The organism is Streptomyces sp. NPDC057743, assembly GCF_042798755.1.
Lineage (GTDB): Bacteria > Actinomycetota > Actinomycetes > Streptomycetales > Streptomycetaceae > Streptomyces.
Window position 1 is genome coordinate 178266 of the sequence record NZ_JBHVJX010000012.1, and the last position, 23074, is coordinate 201339.

A 23074-nucleotide genomic window follows, 5' to 3' on the forward strand; every position below is an offset into this window, starting at 1 on the left:
CAACGGGCCCGCCGGCAGCTGTCGTTGTGGCTGCGGCTACTCGTTGTGGAGGGGGTAGACCCACGCGCCGGCGTCGGAGCACTCCCAGTCGACGTCGAAGAGCGCGTCTTCGATGTGCTGGCGCAGCAGGTGGGCCTCGTCGCGGTTGTCGAGGCTCATCAGGATGCGGCGGCCGGAGACGAAGAGGGCGGCCATGGTGAGGAAGTTCTCCAGGTCGGTGGCGACCAGGGCGCCGTCCTCGGCGATGGTGTCGTCGGAGTAGCCGGGGCAGCGCAGGACGTGCCCGCTCGGGCCGTCGACGACGACGTCGCCGCCCATCCAGAGGCCGATCCGGTAGAACGGGCCGGTCTCGTCCGGCTCTTCGGGGAAGTCCTCCGGCCAGGAGACCTCGTCGAGGAAGTCGGGGGCAAAGGGTTCGAGGGCGATTCCCTGGTCCTCGAAGGCGGGGAGGCCGGTGTCGGTGAGGACGCGTCGGGCGGTGGGGTCGGTGAGGCCCTCGGGGAGTCGTTCGGGGGGTGTGGTGACGTAGGCGTCGGCGCCGAAGAGAACGGCGAGGTCCTGGGGGGAGGGGGCGGGGGCGTCGGCGGGGGTGGTCGGGCCGGTGGCCGTCAGATTGCCCAACGGCAGTTCGGTCCACGGCTGTTGGAGTGCGTCGACGTCCACGCCAGGCTGCGGCTGCACGGCGAAGAGGCCGCCGGGGCCGGCGATCACGACGGGGGCGGGGGTGCTGGCGTGTTCCGCTACCAGGTAGACGTAGAGCGGGCCTTCGAGGGCGTCGGCCCAGCCCTCGGCGTCGCCCACCGTGTCGCTGAGCGCGCGGACCGAGTCCGGCCCGGGGGTGGGGTGACCGTCGGTGGCCCATGTGAGGGCGGGGCGGGCGGTGGTGGGGAAGTCCTCGCCCGACGCCCAGGGGCCGGCGAGGAGTTCGCCGGAGGTCGGGTCCCAGAGGTGGGTGCCGTTGTCGCCGTCGGAGAGGACGGCCGGGCGGCCTTCCCAGCGGACGGGGTACAAGTCGTCGATCGGTCCGGGGTGGAGGTAGCTGGGGTGGTAGCCGCCCGGGGGGCGCCAGTGTGTCCAGAGGGTCTGCCAGGGCAGTCGGAGGCCCGAGCGGGCGATGCCGTCGGCGAGCGCGGTGTCGCCGCGGGCGGTCGCCATGAGGTGCAGCCAGGCCGCCCAGGTGGGTTGGGCGGGTCGGCCCAGGCCGTTCATCTGGAGGTGGACGGCGTCGGTGGCGGCGTTGTTGCCGGGGAGGGAGCCGTCGTGGGCGCAGTGTGCGGCGTCGATGAGGACGTCCGGCGGGAGCTGGGCGACGACGGTGCCGTCGGTGAGCAACGCGTCGAAGAGGCCGGCCTGCACGGCGTGCATGGCGAGGCCGTCGGCGGCGTAGCGGCCCAGGGGGCCGGCGGCGGTCCAGCCGTCGGGGTGGTGGAAGTCGGGGGCCTGCTGGCGTAGCCAGGTGACCAGGTGGCGGCCGATGGCAGCCGGGACTTCCGGGGCGTGCGCCCGGCGGATGGCGTCGGCGGTCCGCTCGTCGAGGAAGGAGACGTGGCCGTCGGCGTGGCGGAGGTGATCCGGGAACTGGTCGGCCAGGGCGGCCAGTTCGGCGTCGGTGGTGGGCGGGCCCCACCCGCTGGTGGGTGCGGGCAGACCCGCGGCGACGGCCGCCGTGATCAGCTCGCGCCATACGGGCAGCGGGACCCGCCGGGGCTCGGAGAAGGCGAGGGCCTGGAGGGGAAGGGGGAGGGTGCTCGGGTCGGCGGCGCCGTCCGTCGGATCGGGGGCGAGCGTGAGGGTGAGGCTCGACCGGGACGGCGTGTGGCGATCCGCCGGTACGACGACGACGGGGGTGACGCCGTCGGCCAGGGCCAGTACCTCGGCCAACCGCTGGGCCACCAAGGCGGGTTGGGCGGAACGGCGGGTGCCGCCGGCCGCCCCGGTGTGGCCGATGAGAATCAGGCGATCCTGATCCAGGTCCCGCAGCGCCTGGCGCCATGTGGTGCCGAAACGGGGCTGCGCCACACCGAACCCGTCGAGCAACTCGTCGAACAGCCCCTGGGCCGTCTTCCCGGTGGCGTCGAGCAGCACGCTGCCGGGGACCCGGCGGTGCACCTCCCGTAGGACGGCGTCGGCGGCCGGGGCGTCCCGCTCCACGGAGAGGTCGACCCGGCTCGCGTCGTCGCCGTGGTTCTCCCACCAGTCGAGGATGCGGGCGGTGGCCTGCTCGGGGGTGAGCGGCTGCTGTTCGGGGGGCAGTTCGGTCATGAGGAAGTCTTCCGCTCCGGAACGGCGTGCATCATCGACGCGGTCCAGATCTTGCCGACGGCCGCCAGATGGTGGTCCATCTCGGCATCGGCCGCCAGTTTCGGTCCAACGGGCAATTGTATCTTCTTGGCCTCCTTGTCAATCTCCTTCTCGATCTTCGCGAGCTCCTTCTCTCGCGCCTTGGTCTGCGCCGGTGTTTCGTTATCCTTCGGCGTCGTTGCTTCCTCGATCTTCTTCGCGTATTGGTTTTCGCGCAGCTCCTGGGCCTTCGCCTCTCTGTTCCTTTCCAGGCCCTCATGGTCAGCACGGTACGTGGTGTTGTAGTACACCGGCTTGTTCTTCATGTACTCGTGCTCCCGGAGCAACTTCGAACAATCAGCGTGTCCACTCTGGTTTTTGTTGAGGCCGCACGGTTCTCGCTCAGTGTAGAGGCTGGCGACCGTGTACTTCTCCCCGTCTTTCCGTTGTGAATTCTGTCGTTCCATCCAGTCCAGCAGATGCTTCTCGGAGTGCCGCGGGGTCACCCCAGGCAGGCTGGCGGGAACCGAGGAGTCGACTACGTAAGTGGTGTTGCCCTTGTGGTCGGTGACCTCGATCACCGCGTAGTTCTTCCCGGAGAAGTCCGGCTTGTGCGGTGAAACGGCCTTGATGATGCGCCCGACTTCCGGGTTGGTCGGCGTCGGCCTTGACTTTCTTCCGGTGAGCCGCTCGTGCAAGGTCGAGAGCTTGTCCTTGGTCGCCTGGTCGTCGCGGTACTTCGGCGGGAAATTCGCCTTGGCCTTCTCCCGCGCGGAGGCGCTCGCCGAACGGTCCATCTCCTTGGCCTTGTCCCCGTCCCTGGCGTTCGCGTAAGGCTCGGAGTCGTGCTGAGGGTTGTGGCCGACGCCCTGACTCTCGTGGTAATTGCCGCTCATACGGGCGAGGGTGGCGACGACGGTCATACGCTCGCCAGGGTTCATCTTCCGGAAGTCGGCGCCGAGTGCATGTTCCAACTCGCGCTGGGTGAACGCGGTCCTCGGGACGTCGTCCTTGAGGCTCATCTGCCGGAACCTGTCGCCGACATGATCCACGTCACTGCCGGTCGCCGGGTTGTGGCTCTGTTCGCTCGCGTCCTTCTGTGCCTTGAGGGCCTCGCGCTCCGCTTCGAGACGCTTGTGAGAGTCCTCAAGGAGCTTGTTCAGCTTCCCTTCTTCGGCCCACTTGTGCATCTGTTCGTGGACCGGGGCCAGGGGGATGCGGTGAACGGGCGACTCGTTGCGCAGGGCCGCCTGCGATGTGTCCGGCACGACGCCGAGATGCCGCTTGTCAGCGTCTTCCTTGTCCGGCAGGGGGTGTTGGTTGTCGTGTTGGCCCTGGTTTTGGCCCTGGTTTTGGTCGTGGTTTTCGTTGTTCTGCTTCGGGTGGTTGGTGTCGTGGTGGGACTCGGCGTCCGACATATGCGTGTCGCCGTCACCGTGGTGGTGCTCGTCTTGCTTGGTGCGCTTGGGCTCCGGGTGCTGGGGCTCCCAGTTCATGTCTTCCGTCGACCGCTCGCGCTTGAGGTGGCCCCGCTCGCCCGACTGCGGTTGGTGCGACGGGTCCATGCCCGGGTTCTTGGGCGGGGGCGTAGCGCCGTGCTGGTGCTCGGAGTTGGAGTGGGATTCAGGGGCCCCCGCCGGGTGGTGGCCGCCGCCGTGCTGCTGCTGGTTCGGGACGTGTTGCTGCGGCTGGTGTTGCGGGTGCGGTTGCTGTTGCTGAACGTGCGGCTGCTGCTGGTGGTGTTGCTGCTGCTGCGGGTACGGCTGGTGGTGTTGGGGCTGTTGGGCGTGCGGCTGTTGCGGGTGCGGTTGCTGCACGTGCGGTTGCTGCGGGTGCTGCACGTTGGGGTGCTGCGGATGCTGTTGCGGCTGCGGCTGGTGGTGCTGGTTTGGGCCCGGGGTGTGCTGCTGGGGGTAGGGCTGCTGGTGCGGGTGCTGCGGCTGGCCCTGGTGCGGCTGTTGGTACGGGTTGTGCTGCGGTTGCTGGCCCTGGTGCTGCTGGTACGGGTTCTGGGGGTGCTGCTGTTGGGGCTGTTGGTAGGGGTTGTGCTGTTGGTGCTGCTGCGGTTGCGGCTGGTGTTGGCCGTACTGCGGCTGCTGGTGGTGTTGTTGCTGCTGCGGGTACGGCTGGTTGTGCTGCGGCTGCTGGGCGTGCGGCTGCGGCTGCGGTTGTTGTGCGTGCGGCTGGGGCTGCTGGTACGGGTTGTGTTGCTGGTACGGGGTTTGGGGCTGGTGCTGCCCGTACTGCTGGTGTTGGCCGTACTGCTGTTGCTGCTGCCCGTGCTGCTGTTGTTGCTGGTGCTGGGGCTGTTGGCCGTACTGGGGGTGTTGTTGCTGTTGGGGGTGGGGCTGGTTTTGCTGGGTGTGCTGCTGCTGCTGTTGCTGCTGCTGGGCGTGCTGTTGCTGTTGTTGCTGGGGGTGGTGCTGTTGGCCCTGGCCCTGGCCCTGGCCCTGGTGTTGGGTGGCGGTGGGGTCGAAGGGCTGGCGGTTGCCGTCGAGGGTGAGGTGCCAGACGCCCTCGGCGTTGGTGTGGATCGGCTTGTGGCTGATCTCGCCCGTCTGGCTGTCGACCCACACGACCTTGCCGTTGTGGTTGACCGCGTTGAAGACGTGGGCGCCGCCGCCAGAGCCGTCCGCGTTCTTCGGCCACGTCACCAGGACCGCCGAGGCCGAGCCGTGGCCCGACTGCTGGAGCTCGTGGGCGATGTTGTTGTAGCTCTCGTGGGCGTTCTGGCCCGAGTGGCGGAAGTTGGTGCCGGCCCAATTCTGGATGTTGTTGGTGCCGTCGCGTTCACCGCTGGCGCGGTCCAGGTTGCCGTGCGCGTCGCTGTCGTAGGTGCGTACCGCCGAGACCTGGGGGTTGCCGTACCAGGACTCGATGAACGAACGGGTGCAGTCGGCACAGTTGTTGGAGCGGCCGGGGACGGTCGGGCCGCCGTCGTTCTGGTACTTGGCCCACGGCTGGAACGGGTCGGCGTGCACCTGCGGGGTGCCGTCCGGGTTCCGCGGGAAGTTGTGCTCCAGCGCCTGCTGGTCGTGCGGGAACGGTGAATACAGGCCGCCGGGGTGGTGGTTGAGGCTCGCCCGGACGTCGTTCAGGCTCGGCTTCGGGTGCGGCTGCTGTTCCTGCTGTTGGTGCTGGTTCTGATCCTGGGGGTGATGCGGCTGTTGCTGCTGCTGGTGGTGGTCCTGCGGCTGCTGCTGGTGTTGATTTGGGTGCTGTTGTTGCTGGTGCGGGGCTTGCTGTTGGTCGTGCGGCTGCTGGTGCTGGTTGGGGTGTTGTTGCTGAGGGTGGTGCTGGTTTCCCTGCTGGGGGTGCTGGCTCTGCGGGGTGGGCTGCTGAGGGTGCTGAGCCTGTTGCTGGTGTGGGGCGGGGTGTTGGTTCTGTTGGGGGTGCGGCTGCTGGTGGGGCTGCTGCGGTTGCGGCTGAGGCTGGTGGTGCTGGTTCTGGTTGTGGTTCTGGTGTTGCTGGGGGTGTTGGGGCTGGTGTTGGCCCTGGCCCTGGCCCTGGTGGTTTTGCGGGTGCTGTTGGGAGGTGGGGGAGTGTGGTTGCCCCTGGTGCTGCTGCTGGGAGGCGGAGTTGGGGCGGTGGTCCTCGGGGTGGGGCGTTTCCGGGTGCTTGGCGTCGGGGCGGTGGTCCGACTGCTCGGGGCGGTGCTCCGGCTGGTCGGGGTGGTGCTGCGACTGCTCGGGGCGGTGTTCGGGCTGGTGGTCCTGAGGACGTTGGGTGGGGTGGTCGTCCTTGGGGTGGTTGCCCTGCGCGTCCGGGTGCGGGGTGTTGGGGTGATCCGGCTTGGCTTCGTTGGCTTCCGGGTGCGGGGAATCCGGACGGGGCGATTCCGGGCGCGGTGAGTCCGGGTGCGGCTGCTTGGCTTCCGGGTGGTGCTGGTTGGCGTCCGGGTGCGGCTGCTGGGATTCCGGGTGCTGGTTGGGCTGGGGGTGCTTGGTGTCCGCGTGGGGCTGGTTCGCGTCCGCGTGGGGCTGGGGGGTGGGCCGGTTCGTGGTGGGCTCGGGGCGTTGCTGCCGGGAGCCGTCGTGGCCGGACTGGGAGCCGTCGGGGCGGCGGTTCGGGCCCTGCGCGGTGGGGGTGTTGGGGCGGGAGTTCTCCGGGCGCGGGGTGGTGGCCGAGCGTTCCGGGGAGCGCTGCTGGGGAACGTCGCGGGTCGGCTGGGAGCCGTCCGGGCGGCGGTTGGGCTGGCTGGGGCCGTCGGCCGTCGGGCGGGCGGACGAGGCGTGGGGAGCGCTCGCCCCCGACGCGCCGGAGCCGCCGCCGTGGTTGGGGACGGAGGTGGGCATGCCCATCATCGGGCCGGAGGTGGGCGCAGCGCCCTGCGACGGCTGGGGCGAACTGGTCGCGGAATTCGGGGTGTTGGGGCCGCCGGTCGCCGTGTCGGCGTGCTGGGTGGGGGGCGGCGCGGTCATGGTGTCGGCGGACTGGGTGCGCACGGTGGTGTCGTGCTCGTCGCCGACGTGGGGCATGGGGTCGCCCGGTGCGGGGTCGCGGTGCTGGGTGGGCTGATGACCCGTGGTGTGCTGGACGGGCGCGCCCTGGGAGGGCATGCCCATGTTCGGCATGGAGGGGCGGCTGCCCATGCCGGCTCCGCCGGAGGAGCTCGACGAGCCGGAGGAGCCCGAGGAGCCGGAGGAGTTGGACGAGTCCCCGTGGTTGTTGCTGTGGCCGCCGTTGCCGTTGCCGCTGCTGTTGTCGTGACTGTTGGCGTTGCCGCTGTCGTTGCCGGAACCGCCGTCGTGGGACGGGGGCGAGGTGGGGGTGGGGGACGGCGACGGTTCGGAGCCGGAGCCCTGGACGCCGTGCGAAGGCCCGTCGTGGGTGGGGGAGTTGGACGGGTGGTTGCCCTGTGCGTCCGGGGTGTGGTCGGGGGTGGGGTGGGTGTCGTTGGGGGCGACGTTGTGTGGGCTCGGGCTCTGGTCCGGGGTCGGGTGCGTGCTGACCGGGTCCGGGGTGGGGTGGTTGCCCTGTGCGTCCGGAGTGTGGTCGGGCGTGGGGTGGTTGCTGACCGGGTCCGGGGTGGGGTGGTTGCCCTGTGCGTCCGGAGTGTGGTCCGGCGTGGGGTGGTTGCTGACCGAGTCCGGCGTCGGGTGGTTGCCCTGTGCGTCTGGGGTGTGGTCCGGGGTCGGTTGGGTGCTGACCGGGTCCGGGTGTGCCGACTGGGGGGTGCTGTCCGGCGTGGGGTGGGTGTTGCCGGAGTCCGGGGTGGGGTGGGTGCTGACGCCGTCGGGGTGGCCGGAGTTCGGGTTGTGGCCCGAGTCGGCGGGGGAGCCACCGTGGCCGGATTCGGGCGTCGCGCCCGTGTCGGGGGTGTGGGCCCCGGAGTACGGGTCGTGGTTGCCGCCGCCCTGGAAGCCCTCGTCGAACGGGGTGCGGTGCGCCGCGTCCGGCAGGGGCTCGGGCGTGGGCCTGGTGTGGTCGCCACCGGAACCGGAGCCCGAACCGGAGCCAGATCCGGAACCGGAGTCAGGGCCGGTACCGGAGCCGGAGTTGTTGTGTTCGGGGGTGGTGGACGGGCTGTCGCCCGGGCGCGGGGCGTGGGACGGGTTGTCGGAGCCGGACCCCGAGCCGGAGCCGGTACCTGAGCCGCCGTGGTCACCCGTGCCGGAGCCGCCGCCCGAGCCGGAGTGCTCGCCGGAACCGGACCCGGCACCGGAACCCGATCCGGACCCCGCACCCGAGCCGCTCCCGCCGCCGGAACCGCCGTGCTCCCCGCCGCCGGACCCGGACCCCGAGCCGGAACCCGACCCGGCCCCCGAACCCGCACCGGATCCGGAGCCCGAACCGCCTTCCCCGCTGCCGCCGTGCTCCCCGCTGCCGCCGTGCTCCCCGCTGCCGCCGTGCTCGCCACTGCCGCCGTGCTCGCCGTCACCGCCGTGTTCGCCGCCGCGGCCGGCCGCGTGGTCCAGGCCGCTGCGGGCGTGCTGGCCGGCCTTGCCGCCCAGGGCGTCGCGGAAGTTGGTGCCGAGGTTCTCGCCGGTGTTCTTGATGGAGTCCGTGGCGGAGTCGGCGCCCGTCTTGAGGCTGCGGTTGACGTCGAACCCGTTCTGGGCGCCGAACGACATGTTGACGCCCTGGGCGATGGCGTCGGAGATCATGGCCTGGAGCGCGTCCATGGCCGGCTGCTTGACGGTGTTCACGATCGCCTCGACCAGGGCGTCGCGCGCTTCCTTGAGGATGCGACGGACGATGAGGCGAGTGGCTTGTGTGGCGCCGGCCGCTGCGACTTCGGATAGCCCGAAGGTGAACGGCGCGGCCGCCTGGGCCGCGATGATCTCCGCCGCGAGGATCGCCAACTGGGCGATCACCGCGACTTTCATCCCGACGATGATCACCGACCCGCCGTCCATCGCGACGGCTATCAACTCGGCCGCCTCACGCGCGTCGTTGAGGTAGCCGTTGCCGCCGTCGGAGAACTTCTCCCAGGTCTTGCTGAAGCCGTCGATGCTGTCGCCGCTGTTCGCCGACAGGACGTTGCCGGCGGCGGTGACGCCCTCCGACTGCAACTGCTCCACCGCGTTCGCGAACTCCCGCCACTGGCTGGCGGACTCGTTCATCTTGTCCTCGTCGCCCGTCGGCCAGTCGTAGCCGAGCATTTGGAGGACCCACTCCAGCCAATCCGGCAGCATCATTGACATTGGGAATCCCCCGTAGGACGGCGAAGCGGTGGGCGAGGTGCGGACGGCGTCCCGCGCTCCGCCGGGGGCGAAGTGCACGGGTGCCGTGGGCAGTTGGGCAGTTGGTGGTGGGGCGGTTCAGGGTGCGTGGCTACTCGGGCCGGTGAGCGGCGTCCCGCCGCCGTCCGCCACTCAGCGGGGCGGCTGGGGCGGACGGGACGGGTGCGCCCGGGTGGTGAGGCAGGGCGGGCGCGGTCGCGGACTCAGGCCTCGACGTTGGGGCGCTTGAGGGCGAAGATTTCCTTGCTCTCGGCTTCCTCGTTGGCGACGTGCTGCTGCATCAGGGCGTGGGTGAAGTCCTCGTTGCCCTCATGGTTGTTGGCCATGGTGTTCAACCCGCCGCCGATCTCCTGGAGTTTGGCGGCGAGATGGCCCATGGACTCGTACATGCCGTCGCGCAGGCCCTCGTAGACGACGCCGAACTTTGAGCCGATGTCGTCGTCGCCCCAGGGGGGCACGTCCTTGCCTTCGAGGTCGGTCAGGCCGTTCTTCAGCTTCTCGACGGCGTTTTGATAGCGCTCGCCGATGTTGGTGAAGGCGCTGCCGCCCGACTTCAGTGACGGTACGTCTGCTTGCAGACCGTCGCCGGCCATTGCCGTTCCCCCCGCTCAGAGCTCATTACATACCGTTGGGTCGTGGGTAAATTCTAGTCGCGCCGTTCAACTATCCATCAAGGCGCTTGTGTCACAGGGCCGTCACCGTTGAGTCGTTGTGCCGGCTGCATCCACGACCGTCATGTCACGCACAGATGCGTTGTGTCCGTTGTGTTCGTTGTGTCTGCGGCGCCGCCCGTCGTTGCCCGTCGTTCTCGCCGTGCCCGTTGTGTTCGTCGGGCCGTGTCCGCGTGCGGCGGTGACGGGTGGTCGGAGTCGGTCCTGCGCTGCGCCGTCACGCCGTTCCGGGGCGGTACCACTGGCGGTAGACCGCAATAGCCGATTCCGGGGGGAAGTTGGGCACAGTGGTCACATCGCCGTTGGCCTTGGTGATCACGATGTTGGTGCCACCGGGGTTGGCGGGCGGGGCGGTGGGGTCCTCCGGGGCGGGCCAGCCGGCGTGGATGAGGTAGCCCTCGGCGAATTCGTGCACGAAGAGGGAGATCGGACCGCCCGGCGAGCCGACCGGCGGGAAGTAGGCGCTGCCGATCTCCCGGGCGTGCTCGGCGGAGGTCGGGATCACCTTGGGCGGGGCGGCGCCGGGCTGTTGGCCGGGTACGGCGCTCGGCGGGTACGGCGGCGGCACGGGCGGCTGGCCGCCGGTGGCTCCCTCCGGGGCTCCCGCGTTGCCGCTCGCGTTGCCGCCGTGGCTGGCGCCCGCGCCGCCGGCCGGGGTGCCGGATGCGGAGTCCGTCATGGGGGTCCCTCCCGTGTTGCCTGGTTGGTCACGTCGACTGTCCTGACGTGGGGTCACACCGGGTCAAGGTCAAGTCAGGGCCCCGGCGCTGGATCCCCGGTCAACTTAGTCGACGCTCTGCGAGCGTACGTGGTTCACCTGCGCGGATGGTACGGGGGAGGGGTGGGGGCGATGGTGTGGGTGGGGAACGGGTGGGGTGTTATGGCGACTTGGGTGGATCGGTCGGTTCAGTGGCTTTATTCCCTTACTGTCGCTGGGTACCTCTGGTCATCTCTGGCCATCTCTGACTATCTCCGGCTACCTCTGGCGGCTTCTGGCTACATCTCTGTTTTCTGGCCGCCACTAGCCGCCTCTGGTCGTCTCTGTCGCTCCCGGCCGTCTCTGTTGTCCCTGGCCGTCCCTGGCCTTCTCCGGCTGCCTCTCTCTATTGGTTCCCGAGCGGTGTGTCCCCTCAGTGGGGGCGGTGGGTGTCCGAGGTGCGAGGGGCATCCGGGAGGTCCGTGGGTTCCTCCAGGGTGCGGAGGGCGAACCACAGCTCCATACGGGCGTCGGGGGCGTCCAGGTCGGTGTCCAGGAGGGTGGCGATGCGAGTGATGCGTTGGCGGACGGTGTTGCGGTGGATGCCCAGGGTGGTGGCCGTACGGTCCCAACTTCCGTGCAGGGCGAGCCAGTTGTGGAGGGTGGTGAGGAGGGGAGGGGAGTCGAGGAGGGGGGAGAGGAGGGACCGGGCGTGGTGCTGGGCATCCGTGGGGTCGATGAGGGTGCGGACGCCGGGCGGGCCGGCGGCGTGATGGCGTACGGCCCCGGTGCGGCGGGCGAGGGCGCGGCGGAGGGCGGTCGCGGCGTGCCGGTCGGCGGTAGGCAGTTCGGCCACCGGGACGGGGGCGCTGATGCCCAGCGTCCAACCGGGGAGGGTGGCTGGCACGCGGTCGGTGGACGCGTGGTCGGCCGGGGCGAGGGCGCGCAGGGCGCCGCCCGGGGACGGATCGGCGGCCACCAACGGGGTGTTGAGGGCGGCGGCCAGGGAGGCCGGTGTGCCGGGGGTATCCCGGCGGGGCGCGGCGTGGACGACGGTCCAGAGCTGCGGGCCGAGGAGCGGGGCGACGTCGGCCGGGCGGGCGCCGAGGAGGAGGTGGGTCAGCGCCGCGGTGAGTTCGGCTCCCGGTGGGCCGTTGGGGGAGTCGGCGCCGGTGCGGGTGGTGGCGGAGGGGCCGGTGATCAGGGAGAGGAGGACGGCGGCGACGCCGGCGATGGTGTGCGCGGGCGGGTCGTCGGGGCCGGTGGCGACCACAAGGGCGAGCCCCTGCCGACCGGCTGCCCGCTCCGCCGCCCCGCTCCCGCTCGTTGCGCCTTTCCCGTTGGCCGCCGCTTTCCTCTCGGTCGCTTTCCTCTCGGTCGCTTTCCTCTCGGTCGCTTTCCTCTCGGTCGTGCCGCTGTTGTTCGCCGCCCTGCTCCCCTTTGCCGTCCTGCTTCCGTCAGCCGCCTCGCTCCCGCTTACCGCCTCGCCCCCGTTTGTTGCCCCGCTCCCGTTTGCCGCTCCGCTTCCCTCGGCCGCCCCTCTCCTCTTCGGTGAACTCTGGCCGCCCGTAAGGCCGTAGGCGGTCAGGTGGGTGCCAGGGAGGGAGTCGGCGGCCGAGGCGGGGCCGTCGGTGGCGACCACGCCGGCCAGGCGGACGGCGGCGGCCCGGCAGGCGGCGGCGGGGCGCGCGCCGGCCGAGCCGTGTTCGGTGCCGTCGGGGGCGAGCAGCGCGGCCCAGCCGTGCGCGTGGCGGGCCAGTGCGCGCAGCACCGCGGCCGCCGGCTCCGGGCGGGCGGCGGCCGCGGCCAGGGCGCGCTGGGCCTCGCCGATCCGGGTCAGTTCGCGGTGCCGAGCCTCGGTGACGGCCTGCCAGACGGCGCTCTCCACGGCCGTGAACGGCGTCTCCTCCGGCACCTCGACGAGCGGTAGCCCGTGCCGTTCGCAGGCGTCCACCAGGGCGCGCGGGACGGTCCGGTGCACCGGCGCGATCCCGAAACCGAGGGCGGCGGCCCCGGCCGCGACCGTACGGGCGGCATAGCCGTCCAGGTAGGCGTCGAGGGCGTCGTCGTCCCCGGCTGACACCGCCTCGGCCAGGTGGACGCCGGCGGTCAACAGCAGTTCGCCGCCCAGGAGATACGGCACCGGGTCGGCCATCTCCGAGGTGTGCACCCAGTGGAGCGTCACGCCCTCGCGGGGGCCGGCCAGTTGGCGCAGACCCAGGTCCCTACGGGCCAGCAGGCTGGCCAGGGGGACCGGCGGGGTGGACGGCGGGGGGAGCGGGCGCGACATGTGCGGATCCTCCACGTAAGGGGCGTCGGAGTGGAGGAAACGTACACTTCAGCGTCGCCCGCGCGCCTCCTAGGGTCAACGCCCGAGACGGGATGCCCCACCGCCCCGCTCGTAGCTCCCCTCGTAACTCCCCTCCCTCACGTTCACTTGCTCAACAGGCGCAGCACCCCCCAGCACCCCCAGCACCCTCCATCTCCCCCCCCACCTCCCCATCCCCCTCCCCTCGGCGCAGCTGGCAGGCAGCTGGAAGGGACGGCCCATGGCTGTCGACTACGCGGTGATCGTTCTCTACCTGGCCGGCATGCTCGGCATGGGCTGGTGGGGCATGCGGCGCGCCACCTCCAAGAGCGACTTCCTGGTCGCCGGGCGCCGCCTCGGCCCCGCGATGTACTCCGGGACGATGGCCGCGATCGTGCTCGGCGGCGCCTCCACCATCGGTGGCGTCGGCCTCGGTTACCAGTACGGGTTGTCCGGGGCCTGGATGGTCTTCACCATCGGCCTCGGACTGTTGGCCCTGAGCATCTTCTTCTCGGCCCGGATCGCCCGGCTGAAGGTCTACACCGTCTCCGAGATGCTGGACCTGCGCTACGGCGGCGCCGCCGGAATCATCTCCGGCGTGGTCATGTGGGCGTACACCCTGATGCTCGCGGTGACCTCGACCCTCGCCTACGCGACCATCTTCGACGTCCTCTTCGGGCTGGACCGCACGCTGGCGATCGTCCTCGGCGGGGCGATCGTGGTGGCCTACTCGACGCTCGGCGGAATGTGGTCGATCACCCTGACCGACATGGTGCAGTTCGTCGTCAAGACGATCGGGGTGCTGCTGCTCCTGCTGCCGCTCGCCCTCATCAAGGCCGGCGGCTTCGCGGGGCTCGCGTCCCGGTTGCCGGCCGACTACTTCGCCCCGTTGGGCATCGGCGGCCGCACCGTCTTCACCTACGTGCTGATCTACTCCTTCGGGATGCTGATCGGGCAGGACATCTGGCAGCGGGTGTTCACCGCGCGCAGCGACCGGGTGGCCCGCCTGGGCGGCACCGCGGCCGGCACGTACTGCCTGGTGTACGCGCTCGCGGGGGCGGTCATCGGCACCGCCGCCAAGGTCCTCTACCCCCAACTCGGCAGCCCCGACGACGCGTTCGCGACGATCGTGAAGGACGCGCTGCCGGTGGGGGTGCGCGGGCTGGTGCTGGCGGCGGCGCTGTCGGCGGTGATGTCGACGTCGTCGGGGGCGCTGATCGCCTGCGCCACGGTGGCCAACAACGACATCTGGGCGCGGGTGAGGCGACTGCGGTCGCGCCACCGAGCCACTGCCGCCCCCGAAGCTCCCACCCCCTATGGAGCGCCCGGCTCCCGCAAAGCCACCCGCCTCCACCAAACCCCGCAACCCCACCAAACCCCGCAACCCCACGACGAGGTGCGCGGCAACCGGCTGTTCATCCTCCTCATGGGCGTCGCGGTGATCGTCATCGCGATCGCGCTGAACGATGTCGTCGAGGCGCTCACCCTCGCCTACAACCTCCTGGTGGGCGGGCTGTTGGTGCCGATCCTCGGCGGGCTGCTGTGGCGGCGCGGCAACGCGGCCGGGGCGCTGGCCGCGGTCGCGGTCGGCGGGCTGACCGTCGTCGGCCTGATGGTCGCGCTCGGGGTGCTCGCCAACGAGCCCATCTACTACGGGCTGATCGCCTCCCTCGTGGCCTACGTGGCGGTCAGCCTGGCCACCCGTCCCACGGACGCGGCAATCCTGGCGGCCTGGCGGGAACGGCTGAGCCCGCCGGCCACCGCGGTGTCGAGCACTCCGGGCCCGTCCGGCAACTGACCACACTGACCACAACGACACGGAGAGAGCCACCCCCATGAGCGCCACCCCGACCCCCGCCCCCACCCCCGCGGCCGTGCCGCCCCGTACGTCTCGTACGTCCCGTACGGGTGGCGACCTGGTCATCGAGTCGCTCACCGCGCTCGGCGCCGACACCGTCTTCGGGCTGCCCGGCCAGCACGCGCTCGGCCTGTTCGACGCGCTCCGGCGCGCGCCCGGCGTGCGGTACGTGGGGCTGCGGGTGGAGAACAACGCGGGCTTCGCCGCCGACGCCTATGCGCGATCCACCCGCGGGGTCGCGCCGCTGCTGGTCTCCACCGGGCCGGGCGCGCTGCTGACGCTGCCCGCGCTCCAGGAAGCGGCCGCCGGCTCGGCCGCCGTCCTGGCCGTCGGCAGCCAGGTGCCGGTGGCCGGGCTCGGCGGCGGCCGCCACGGCTATCTGCACGAACTCGCCGACCAGTCGGCCGCGTTCCGGCCCGTGGTCAAGTCCGTGCACACGGTGCGTACGGCGTCCCAGATCCCGTCCGCGGTGGTCGCGGCGTGGGAGTCGGCGCTGAGCGCCCCGCACGGGCCGGTGTGGCTGGAGATCCCGCAGGACGTCCTCCTGGCGCCGGTCGACGTCCCGGTGGTCGCCGAACTGACCGCCACCCCACGGGCGTTGGCACCGCGCCCGGAGGTGATCGCCGAGGCGGCCCGGCGGCTGGGCGCGGCCCGGCGGCCGGTGGTGTTGGCCGGCGGCGGGGTGGTGCGCGCCGGCGCGGAGGGCGAACTGCTGGCGCTGGCCGAGCGGTTGCGGGCGCCGGTGGCGACCACCTTCGGGGGCAAGGGTGCCTTCCCGTGGGAGCATCCGCTCTCCCTCCAGTCCTGGTTGGAGGACCGGTACACCACCGACTTCCTGGAGGAGGCGGACGTCCTGTTGGTGGTCGGTTCGGGGCTCGGCGAACTCTCCTCGAACTACCACACGTTCCGGCCGCGCGGCCGCGTCCTCCAGATCGAGGCGGACCTCGGGAAGCTGGAGTCCAACCACGCCGCGCTCGGCATCCACGCGGACGCCCGCGCGGCACTGACCGCACTGCTGACGGAGTTTCCGGAGTTTCCGGCGCTCCCGGAGCGGGGCCACGACCCGGAGCAACCCCAGGAGCCGAGCCCCGCCGAGTCGTCCCCCGTTTCCCCCACCCCCATTTCCCCGTCCCCCGTTTCCCCATCTCCCGAAGCCGCCGTCGCCGCGCTGTTGGACCGGGTGCGTGGCCGGCTGGACGGGCAGCGGCTCGACCTGGAGCGGGCGGCCCTCGCCGCGGTGCGCGCGGCGCTGCCCGACGACGCGGTGAGCTGCTGGGACATGACGATCCTGGCGTACTGGGCCTGGTCGGCCTTCGATCCGCGGCGGAGCAACGCGTTCCACTCCGCGCAGGGCGCCGGCGGCCTCGGCTACGGCTTCCCGGCGGCGCTGGGCGCGGCCCTCGCCACCCCGGACCGCCCGGTGTTGGCGGTCTCCGGCGACGGCGGCGCGATGTACTCGCTCGCCGAACTGGCCACCGCGCGCCAGTACGACCTCCCGGTGACCTGGCTCATCGTGGACGACGGCGGCTACGGCATCCTGCGGGAGTACATGACCGACGCGTTCGGCGCGACCGCGGCCGAGGCCACCGAGCTGACCCGGCCCGACTTCGTGGCGCTGGCGGAGTCGTTCGGCGTGCCGGCGGTCCGGACGGACCCGGAGCGGCTCGGCGCGGACCTCGCGGCGGCGCTGGCCGCCCCCGGCCCGTCGGTCGTCGTCCTGCCGGCCCGGCTGCGGATGTTCGCCCCCACGCACCTGCCGGACTGACGCCAAGGGGAGCTATCGGGCACCAGGCAACCGGGCACCAGGCAACCGGGCGCCGGGCTACCGGGCACGGGGCAACCGGGCACCACGCAACCGGGCACACGGCTTCGAAGGGAAAAGAAAAACCGGGCCCGGAGACGAGGTCTACCGGGCCCGGCGGGGTGATGGCGCCCTACGCCCCCACGCGCCCCTGCACCAGTTGGGAGAGCGCGGCGTGCACCTCGTTGACCGAGCGTTCCGGCTGGAACGACTGCCAGTCCAGCGCGGCGACCAGCACCATGCCCAACAGGGCGGAGGCGGTGAGCGGGACGTCGAGTTCGTCGCTCAACTCCCCGGTGCGCACGGCGTCCTGGAGGACCGACTCGACCACCGCCAGGGCGCGGCCCCGTACGGAGGTGAGGGTGGCACGCCAGGTGCGGTTGGTGCGCCAGAGTTCGGCGACGTAGAGCTGGGTGAGGGCGTGGTAGCCGGCGATGAAGTCCAGGCCGGCGCGGATCATCGCGTCGAGGGCGTCGACCCGGGTGCCGCCGTCGGCGACGGTGCGGTCGGCGGCGGTGCGCAGGGAGCCGGCGAGCAGATCGATGCCGTCCCGCAGGAGTTCCTCGTAGAGGACGTTCTTGCTGCTGAAGTTGTAGTAGACGGTGCCCTTGGCGACGCCGGCGCGGTCCGCGATCTCGTCGACGGTGGTGGCGGAGAAGCCCTGTTCGGCGATGAGGGTGACGGCGGCGTCGAAGAGCCGGCGCCGGGTCGAGGCACGACGGGAGGCCGCGGGGGCGACGCCGGTGACGGCGCCGCCCCCGTTCCCGGAGCGGGTGCTCACAGGCTGAGCTCCGGGTGCAGGTCCTTCATCCGGACCACCTGGCGGCTGCGGGCCGCGAGGGCGGTCAGGGCCAGCGCGCCGAGCGTGAACGCGGCGAGCACGATGCTGCCCTGCCAGACGATGGCCAGGTCGCCGCCGGTGATCAGCCGTCGCAGGCCGTCGACGACGTAACTCATCGGCAGGTAGGGGTGGATCCAAGAGAAGAAGCCCGGGCTGGTCTGCACCGGGTAGGTGCCGCCCGCCGAGGTCAGCTGGAGCATCAGGATGACCAGCGTCAACACCCGGCCCGCCGGACCGAAGAAGGCGCTCAGCAGCTGGATGACGGCGGTGAAGCAGGCCGTCGCCAGCATCAGGAAGCCGATGGTGGCGCCCGCGCGCTCCATCTCCAGGCCGAGGGCCCAGTGCAGCACGGCCATCAGGGCCAGCACCTGGACGACACCGATGGCGAACGCCGGCAGCCAGGAGCCGAGCGCGATCCGCCAGCCGGGCGCGCCCGCGGCCAACGCCCGCTTGCCCAGCGGCGCCAGCAGCATGTACGCGACCATCGCGCCGACCCAGAGGGACAGCGGGATGAAGTACGGGGCAAGGCCGGTGCCGTAGTTGGGCGCCTTGTGCATGGACTTGGCGGCCAGCTTGACCGGGTCGGACATCACGCCGGTGCGGTCGTCGCGGTCCTTCTTGTCGTAGTCCGGGATCTTGGCGACGCCGCTGTGCAGGCCGCTGGCCAGCTGGTTGGCGCCGTCCTTGAGCTGGTAGAGCCCACCGCTGAGCTTCTCGGCACCGTCGTGGGCGGTGCCGATGCCGTCGTGCAACTGACCGGCGCCGTTGGCGAGGTCACCGGCACCCTTGTGGAGCTGACCGGCACCGTTGGCGAGGTCGCCGGCGCCGTTGGCCAGGGCCCCGATGCCGTTCGCGAACTGGCCCGCGCCCGTGGCGACCTTGTGGGCGCCCGAGTTGAGCGTGTTGATCTGGCCGATGGCGGTGTCCGCACGGTCCGCGATGCCGGGCGCCTGTTGGGCGACCATCGTGGCGCCCTGGTGCAGCTCCTGCAGCTTGCTGTGCCACGTGGCGAAGTCGGTGTGCGCGATGGTGTCGTTGACCTTCTCGGCCAGGTCGGCACCGGCCGCGGAACCGTCCGCGATGCCCTTCAGCTTGGCGCAGTCGAGGTCGCCGGAGGAGGTCAGCCCGCCACAGCGCTCCCGGTAGAGGGCCGCGGCGTCATCGGCGTTCTTACGGGCCTTGGCCGCGCTCTTGGCGGAGTTGCCGGGCAGCTTGCTGAGGTCGTCGTCCAGCTTCTGGCTGAGGTCGGCGACGACCTGGGCCTTCTCGCCGATGTCCTTGCCGTGTTCCCGCAGGAAGGGCAGGTCCTTCTTGGCGATGCCCTGGACCTTGTCGGCGAGCTGCTGGGTGCCGTCGGCGATCTGGCCGGCGCCCTTGCTGAGCTCCTTGGCCTTGGCGGCAGCCTGGCTGGCGCCGTTGCTCAGGTCCCCCGCGCCCTTGCCGAGCTTGCCGGCGCCGTTGCTGAGGTCGCCGGCGCCCTTGTCCAGCTTGCCGGCGCCGTCGTTCAACTTGCCCAGACCGTCGGCGAGTTCGCCGGACTTCTGGCTGGCGGTGCCGAGCCCGTCATCCACCTTCCCCGCCCCATCGGCGGCCTTGGCGGTCTCGTCGTGCAGGTCCGAGAACGACACGAAGATCTTGTCGAAGAAGGCCCGGGTGGACTTCGACGACGTCTTGGCGCGGATCTCCGAGAACACCGTCTTGGAGATGGAGCCGACGATGTAGTTGTTGGCGTCGTTGGTGCGCACCTGGAGCGCGCCGGTCTGCGGGTCGTTGCCGCCGCTGGAGGCGATCTTCTGGCTGAAGTCCTTGGGGACGGTCAGCGAGAGGTAGTACTTGCCCTGCTCCAGGCCCTTGGCGGCGTCCTTGGAGCTGACCTCCTTCCAGTCGAACGTCTTGCTGTCCTTGACGTTCGACGCCAGGTCGGCGCCGGCGGTCAGCTTCTTGCCGTCGGAGGTGGCGCCCTGGTCCTCGTTGACCAGCGCGACCGGGATCTTGTCCAGTCGCGCGTACGGGTCCCAGAAGGAGCAGAGGTAGAGCGCTCCGTACAGCAGCGGGATCAGCATCAGGGCGACGAGGCCAAGGCGGGGGAGCTTGCCCCTGCCGAAGCGCCTGAGCTCAAGCGCGGCCAGTCTCGGCGAACGCATGCGCCGCTTCCTCCTCGTGGGTTTCGGGCTGGTGGGTCTCGGGGGTGGCGTCCGCGGCGGTCGATACGACCAGGGCGTCCGCCGGGGCGTCGGAGGCGACGGCGACCACGGTGGTGCCGGTCATCGCCACGTCCCGCAGCAACTGCCAGGCCGCGGCGCGCTCTTCGGACGACAGCTTCAGGTCGAGGTCGTCGACGGCCAGCAGGCGCGGCTGGTGCATCACCGCGAGCGCCACCGACAGGCGCAGCGCCTCCAGCCGCTCCAGGTCGCGGACGCAGGTCCGCAGCCCCTTGGGCAGGGTGTCCGGGTCGAGGCCGGCGGTCGCCAGCGCGGCGTCGACCAGGGCCCGGGTGGCCTCCTTGCGGCGGCGGCCCCACAGGGGCGTGCCGCGGTGGCCCAACAGGGCCTGTTCCTGGAGGTGTTCGGCGACGGTGAGGGCCGGTTCGAGGTCGGCGACGCCGGGCACGTGCGCCACCGCGGTGCGGCTGCGGACCGTCCCCATCCGCTTGGGCAGCGGGAAGCCGGCGACCGTGGCGGCGCCCGCGGTGAGCCGCATCCGTCCGGTGAGCGCGAGCAGCAGGCAGGTGCGGCCGGAGCCGGACGGTCCCTGCACGGCGATCAGCGACCCGGGGTCCGCGGTGATGTCGACGCCTCTGAAGGCCCACCCGCGTGGGCCCTTCACTCCGATTCCCCGGGCGTTGACGGCCGCCCCCTGACGGGTGGTCTCCACAACCCCTCCTTTTGATCTGACTGGTCAGTCTAAAAGTGTGCCGTACGGGGGCCCGCGTTGACCAATCGGGGGCGGCGCACGGCCGGAAATCGACGGCCACGGCCGGAAGTCGACGAATCCGCGGAGAAACGGGTGACGCGGGGACGGTCGGGCCATAGGGTGCGCAGACGTCGGTCAGAGCCGAGGCTGGGTCCGGGCGCAGACGCGGCCCGGGCGCGCGGGGACGGAGAGCCATGGACCACACGGAGCGGACGCCGCACCACGATCACGCCGCCGGACGCACGCCGCCGCCGGCCCGTAGCACCGGACGCCGCCCGCGCGGCCCGCTCGCCGCGCTGCTCGCCGGCGCACTGGTCGCGGCCCTCGCCCCCGCCGCCCCGGCCGTCGCCGCGGACGGCCCGCCGACGGCCGACCCGGCCCGACAGTCCTGCACCGCCCCCGGTTGGGCCGCCACCGCCACCTCCCCCGAAGCCACCGCCGACTACCACGCCTACGTCGGCAACGGCTACCTCGGCGGGCGGGTGCCGCCCAACGGGACGGGCTACGCCGCCCCCGGAGGCACCACCGGCTGGCCGCTCAAGACCCCCGAATACGACGGCGCGTTCGTCTCCGGCCTCTACGCCAAGGGCCCCGCCGACCTCAAGGGCCGCCAGGCCATCGCCGCGCTCCCCACCTGGAGCACCCTCGACGTCACCACCGGGGGCGCGCACGCCGAGACCTTCTCCTCGGCCACCGCCCCGGTCCGCCTCACCCACTACCGGCAGACCGTCTCGCTGCGCTGCGGCACCGTCCGCACCTCGCTGACCTGGACCGCCGCCGACGGCCGGGCCACCGACCTGGTCTACGACGTGCTCGCCGACCGGGCCGACCCGCACACCGCCGCGGTCCGGCTGCGGATGACGCCCCACTGGAGCGGCGAGGCGACCGTCACCGACACCCTGGACGGCCGCGGCGCCCGCCGGATGCACCCCGCGGGGCCGGCGCCGGGCGGGCGCGACGGCACCGTCGCGGTCGGCTTCCGCACCGACGGCACCGACACCGCGGGCGCCGTCGCCTCCACCCTCCGTGCCGGGCACGGCGTCCACGCCGGCCGGCCCCGCACCGAGCCGCGCGCCGGGACCGCCGGTGCAGCGACCACCGCCGAGGACCTCACCGCCCACCAGCGGCTGACCTTCCCGGTTCGGGGCAACCACACCTACGAGCTCACCAAGTACGTCGGCGTGGACACCGCGCTCACCTCCCGTACGCCCCGCACCGCCGCCGAGACCGCCTCCCGCCGGGCCGCCGACCGCGGATGGACCGCCCTGACCGCCCAACACCGCGCCGCCTGGCGGGCGTTGTGGCGCAGCGACATCGAGGTGACCGGGCAGCCCGCCCTCCAGTCCTGGATCCGCTCCGCCGAGTACGGCCTGCTGTCCGCCACCCGCCGCTCCAGCGCCAACAGCATCGGCCCCACCGGCCTGACCAGCGACAACTACGCCGGCGAGATCTTCTGGGACGCCGAGACCTGGATGTACCCGGGGTTGCTGGCCACCCACCCCGACCTCGCCCGCTCGATCGTCGACTACCGCTACCGCACCCGGGACGTCGCCCGCGCCAACGCCCGCCGCCTCGGCTACCGCGGCCTGTTCTACTCCTGGACCAGCGGCAGCACCGGCGACCTGTGGACCGAGTGCCACAGTTGGGACCCGCCGCACTGCAAGACCCAGAACCACCTCATGGGCGACATCTCGCTGGCCGCCTGGCAGTACTACCTCGCCACCAAGGACACCGCCTGGCTCAAGTCCCGCGGCTGGCCCGTCCTTTCGGGCATCGCCGACTTCTGGGCCTCCCGCGCCACCCGCAACACCGACGGCAGCTACTCGATCAAGAACGTCGCCGGCCCCGACGAGTACAGCAACGGCGTCAACGACGGGGTCTTCACCAATGCCGGCGCCGCCACCGCCCTGCGCCACGCCGCCCGCGCCGCCGCCCTCCTGGGCCGGCCGGTCCCCGCCGCCTGGAAGACCGTCGCCGACAAGCTGCGCATCCCCTACGACCCGGGCAAGAAGGTCTTCGAGCAGTACGCCGGCTACAAGGGGACGACCATAAAGCAGGCCGACACGGTCCTGCTGATGTATCCCCTGCAGTGGCCGATGACCCAGCAGCAGGCCGCGGCCACCCTCGACTACTACGCGGCCCGCACCGACCCCGACGGCCCGGCCATGACCGACTCGGTGCACGCCATCGACTCCGCCGCCCTGGGGGAGCCCGGCTGCGCCACGTACACCTATCTCCAGCGCGCCATCCGGCCGTTCGTCCGCGGCCCGTTCGCGGAGTTCTCCGAGGCCCGCGGCGCCAAGGCCGGCGCCGGCGACCCGCACGCCGGCCGCCCCGCCCAGGACTTCCTCACCGGCAAGGGCGGCTTCCTCCAGGTCTTCACCCACGGCCTGACCGGCCTGCGGATGGCCGAGGACCGGGTCCACCTGGACCCGCTGCTGCCGCCCCAACTGGCCGGCGGCGTCACCCTGCGCGGCCTGCACTGGCAGGGCCGCACCTTCGACGTCGCGCTCGGCGCCCACCACACCACCGTCACCCTGACCTCAGGCCCGGCCCTGCCGCTGGCCACCCCCGAGGGCGACAAGCTGGTCAGCCGCGGCGTCCCCGCCGTCCTCAAGACCCGCCGCCCCGACCTCACCCCGACCACCGACGCCGCCCGCTGCGCCACCGCCACCGCGACCTCCGAGGAGCCCGGTTCGTACGCCGCCGCCGCGGTCGACGGCAACGCCACCACCGCCTGGGTCCCGAACGCCGCCGACGGCACCCTCACCGTCGACCTCGGCCGCACCGTCACCGTCGGGCAGATCACCCCGCACTGGACCGCCACCCACCCCCGCTCCTACGTCGTCCAGGTCTCCCGGGACGGCACCCACTGGACCGGCACCGGCTACGCGGGCCGCAGCCCGGCCCGGTACGTCCGTATCGTGGTCCACGGCGACACCCGGCCCGGTCCCGGCGGCAAGCCCGCCCCGCACCCGGGCCTGACGGAGCTGGAGGTGACCCGGGCCCGCTGATCCGG

Annotated in this window: 11 protein-coding genes; 3 read left to right on the forward strand and 8 right to left on the reverse strand. The window is 71.9% G+C overall.

Annotated features, from left to right (window positions below; genetic code table 11):
• Nucleotides 1-36: 36 nt before the first annotated feature.
• The 5 genes from ACFVFQ_RS16420 to ACFVFQ_RS16440 all read right to left on the reverse strand — a co-directional run bounded on the left by ACFVFQ_RS16420 (nt 37) and on the right by ACFVFQ_RS16440 (nt 12624).
• Nucleotides 37-2262, reverse strand: coding sequence for an SUKH-4 family immunity protein (locus ACFVFQ_RS16420; RefSeq protein WP_383415496.1), 2226 nt, complete (start codon nt 2260-2262; stop codon nt 37-39).
• Complete coding sequence (locus tag ACFVFQ_RS16425) at nt 2259-8927, reverse strand: toxin glutamine deamidase domain-containing protein (RefSeq protein ID WP_383415501.1); 6669 nt, start codon at nt 8925-8927, stop codon at nt 2259-2261. The genes ACFVFQ_RS16420 and ACFVFQ_RS16425 overlap by 4 nt, the downstream gene beginning before the upstream one ends.
• Nucleotides 8928-9169: 242 nt before the next feature.
• Nucleotides 9170-9559: a hypothetical protein gene (locus tag ACFVFQ_RS16430; protein WP_383415505.1), complete on the reverse strand. Its 390-nt coding sequence runs from the start codon at nt 9557-9559 to the stop codon at nt 9170-9172.
• Between the two features lie 295 nt (nt 9560-9854).
• The gene (locus ACFVFQ_RS16435; RefSeq protein WP_383415508.1) at nt 9855-10316 is read right to left on the reverse strand and encodes a hypothetical protein; all 462 of its coding nucleotides are present in this window, start codon (nt 10314-10316) and stop codon (nt 9855-9857) included.
• Nucleotides 10317-10767: 451 nt separating this feature from the next.
• Nucleotides 10768-12624: a PucR family transcriptional regulator ligand-binding domain-containing protein gene (locus tag ACFVFQ_RS16440; protein ID WP_383415511.1), complete on the reverse strand. Its 1857-nt coding sequence runs from the start codon at nt 12622-12624 to the stop codon at nt 10768-10770.
• A gap of 259 nt (nt 12625-12883) precedes the next feature.
• Here ACFVFQ_RS16440 and ACFVFQ_RS16445 point away from each other — a divergent pair, with 259 nt between their 5' ends.
• Together ACFVFQ_RS16445 and ACFVFQ_RS16450 are read left to right on the forward strand one after the other, a co-directional pair.
• Nucleotides 12884-14440 (forward strand): sodium:solute symporter, encoded by a 1557-nt coding sequence (locus tag ACFVFQ_RS16445; protein WP_383415514.1) that lies wholly within the window; start codon nt 12884-12886, stop codon nt 14438-14440.
• 37 nt (nt 14441-14477) lie between these two features.
• Nucleotides 14478-16265, forward strand: a complete 1788-nt coding sequence (locus ACFVFQ_RS16450; protein ID WP_383415517.1) for a thiamine pyrophosphate-binding protein — start codon at nt 14478-14480, stop codon at nt 16263-16265.
• Nucleotides 16266-16434: 169 nt separating this feature from the next.
• On the opposite strand, the gene ACFVFQ_RS16455 is transcribed toward ACFVFQ_RS16450, so the two are convergent.
• The 3 genes from ACFVFQ_RS16455 to ACFVFQ_RS16465 are packed head-to-tail and all read right to left on the reverse strand — an operon-like array spanning nt 16435 to nt 20016.
• Nucleotides 16435-17082 (reverse strand): TetR/AcrR family transcriptional regulator, encoded by a 648-nt coding sequence (locus tag ACFVFQ_RS16455; protein ID WP_383415520.1) that lies wholly within the window; start codon nt 17080-17082, stop codon nt 16435-16437.
• Nucleotides 17079-19286: a YhgE/Pip family protein gene (locus ACFVFQ_RS16460; RefSeq protein ID WP_383415523.1), complete on the reverse strand. Its 2208-nt coding sequence runs from the start codon at nt 19284-19286 to the stop codon at nt 17079-17081. Before ACFVFQ_RS16460 ends, ACFVFQ_RS16455 begins: the two co-directional genes overlap by 4 nt.
• Nucleotides 19258-20016: an ATP-binding cassette domain-containing protein gene (locus ACFVFQ_RS16465; protein ID WP_383415526.1), complete on the reverse strand. Its 759-nt coding sequence runs from the start codon at nt 20014-20016 to the stop codon at nt 19258-19260. Before ACFVFQ_RS16465 ends, ACFVFQ_RS16460 begins: the two co-directional genes overlap by 29 nt.
• Before the next feature lie 233 nt (nt 20017-20249).
• Between ACFVFQ_RS16465 and ACFVFQ_RS16470 the strand changes: the two genes are divergently transcribed.
• Entirely contained in the window at nt 20250-23069 is a 2820-nt protein-coding gene (locus ACFVFQ_RS16470) for a discoidin domain-containing protein (RefSeq protein WP_383415529.1), read from the forward strand.
• Nucleotides 23070-23074: the final 5 nt, after the last annotated feature.

Coding starts and splice junctions, on each gene's coding strand:
- ACFVFQ_RS16470 (WP_383415529.1), top strand. CDS start 20,250: ATGGACCACACGGAGCGGACGCCGCACCACGATCACGCCGCCGGACGC.
- ACFVFQ_RS16420 (WP_383415496.1), bottom strand. CDS start 2,262: ATGACCGAACTGCCCCCCGAACAGCAGCCGCTCACCCCCGAGCAGGCC.
- ACFVFQ_RS16435 (WP_383415508.1), bottom strand. CDS start 10,316: ATGACGGACTCCGCATCCGGCACCCCGGCCGGCGGCGCGGGCGCCAGC.
- ACFVFQ_RS16445 (WP_383415514.1), top strand. CDS start 12,884: ATGGCTGTCGACTACGCGGTGATCGTTCTCTACCTGGCCGGCATGCTC.
- ACFVFQ_RS16450 (WP_383415517.1), top strand. CDS start 14,478: ATGAGCGCCACCCCGACCCCCGCCCCCACCCCCGCGGCCGTGCCGCCC.
- ACFVFQ_RS16460 (WP_383415523.1), bottom strand. CDS start 19,286: ATGCGTTCGCCGAGACTGGCCGCGCTTGAGCTCAGGCGCTTCGGCAGG.
- ACFVFQ_RS16425 (WP_383415501.1), bottom strand. CDS start 8,927: ATGTCAATGATGCTGCCGGATTGGCTGGAGTGGGTCCTCCAAATGCTC.
- ACFVFQ_RS16430 (WP_383415505.1), bottom strand. CDS start 9,559: ATGGCCGGCGACGGTCTGCAAGCAGACGTACCGTCACTGAAGTCGGGC.
- ACFVFQ_RS16440 (WP_383415511.1), bottom strand. CDS start 12,624: ATGTCGCGCCCGCTCCCCCCGCCGTCCACCCCGCCGGTCCCCCTGGCC.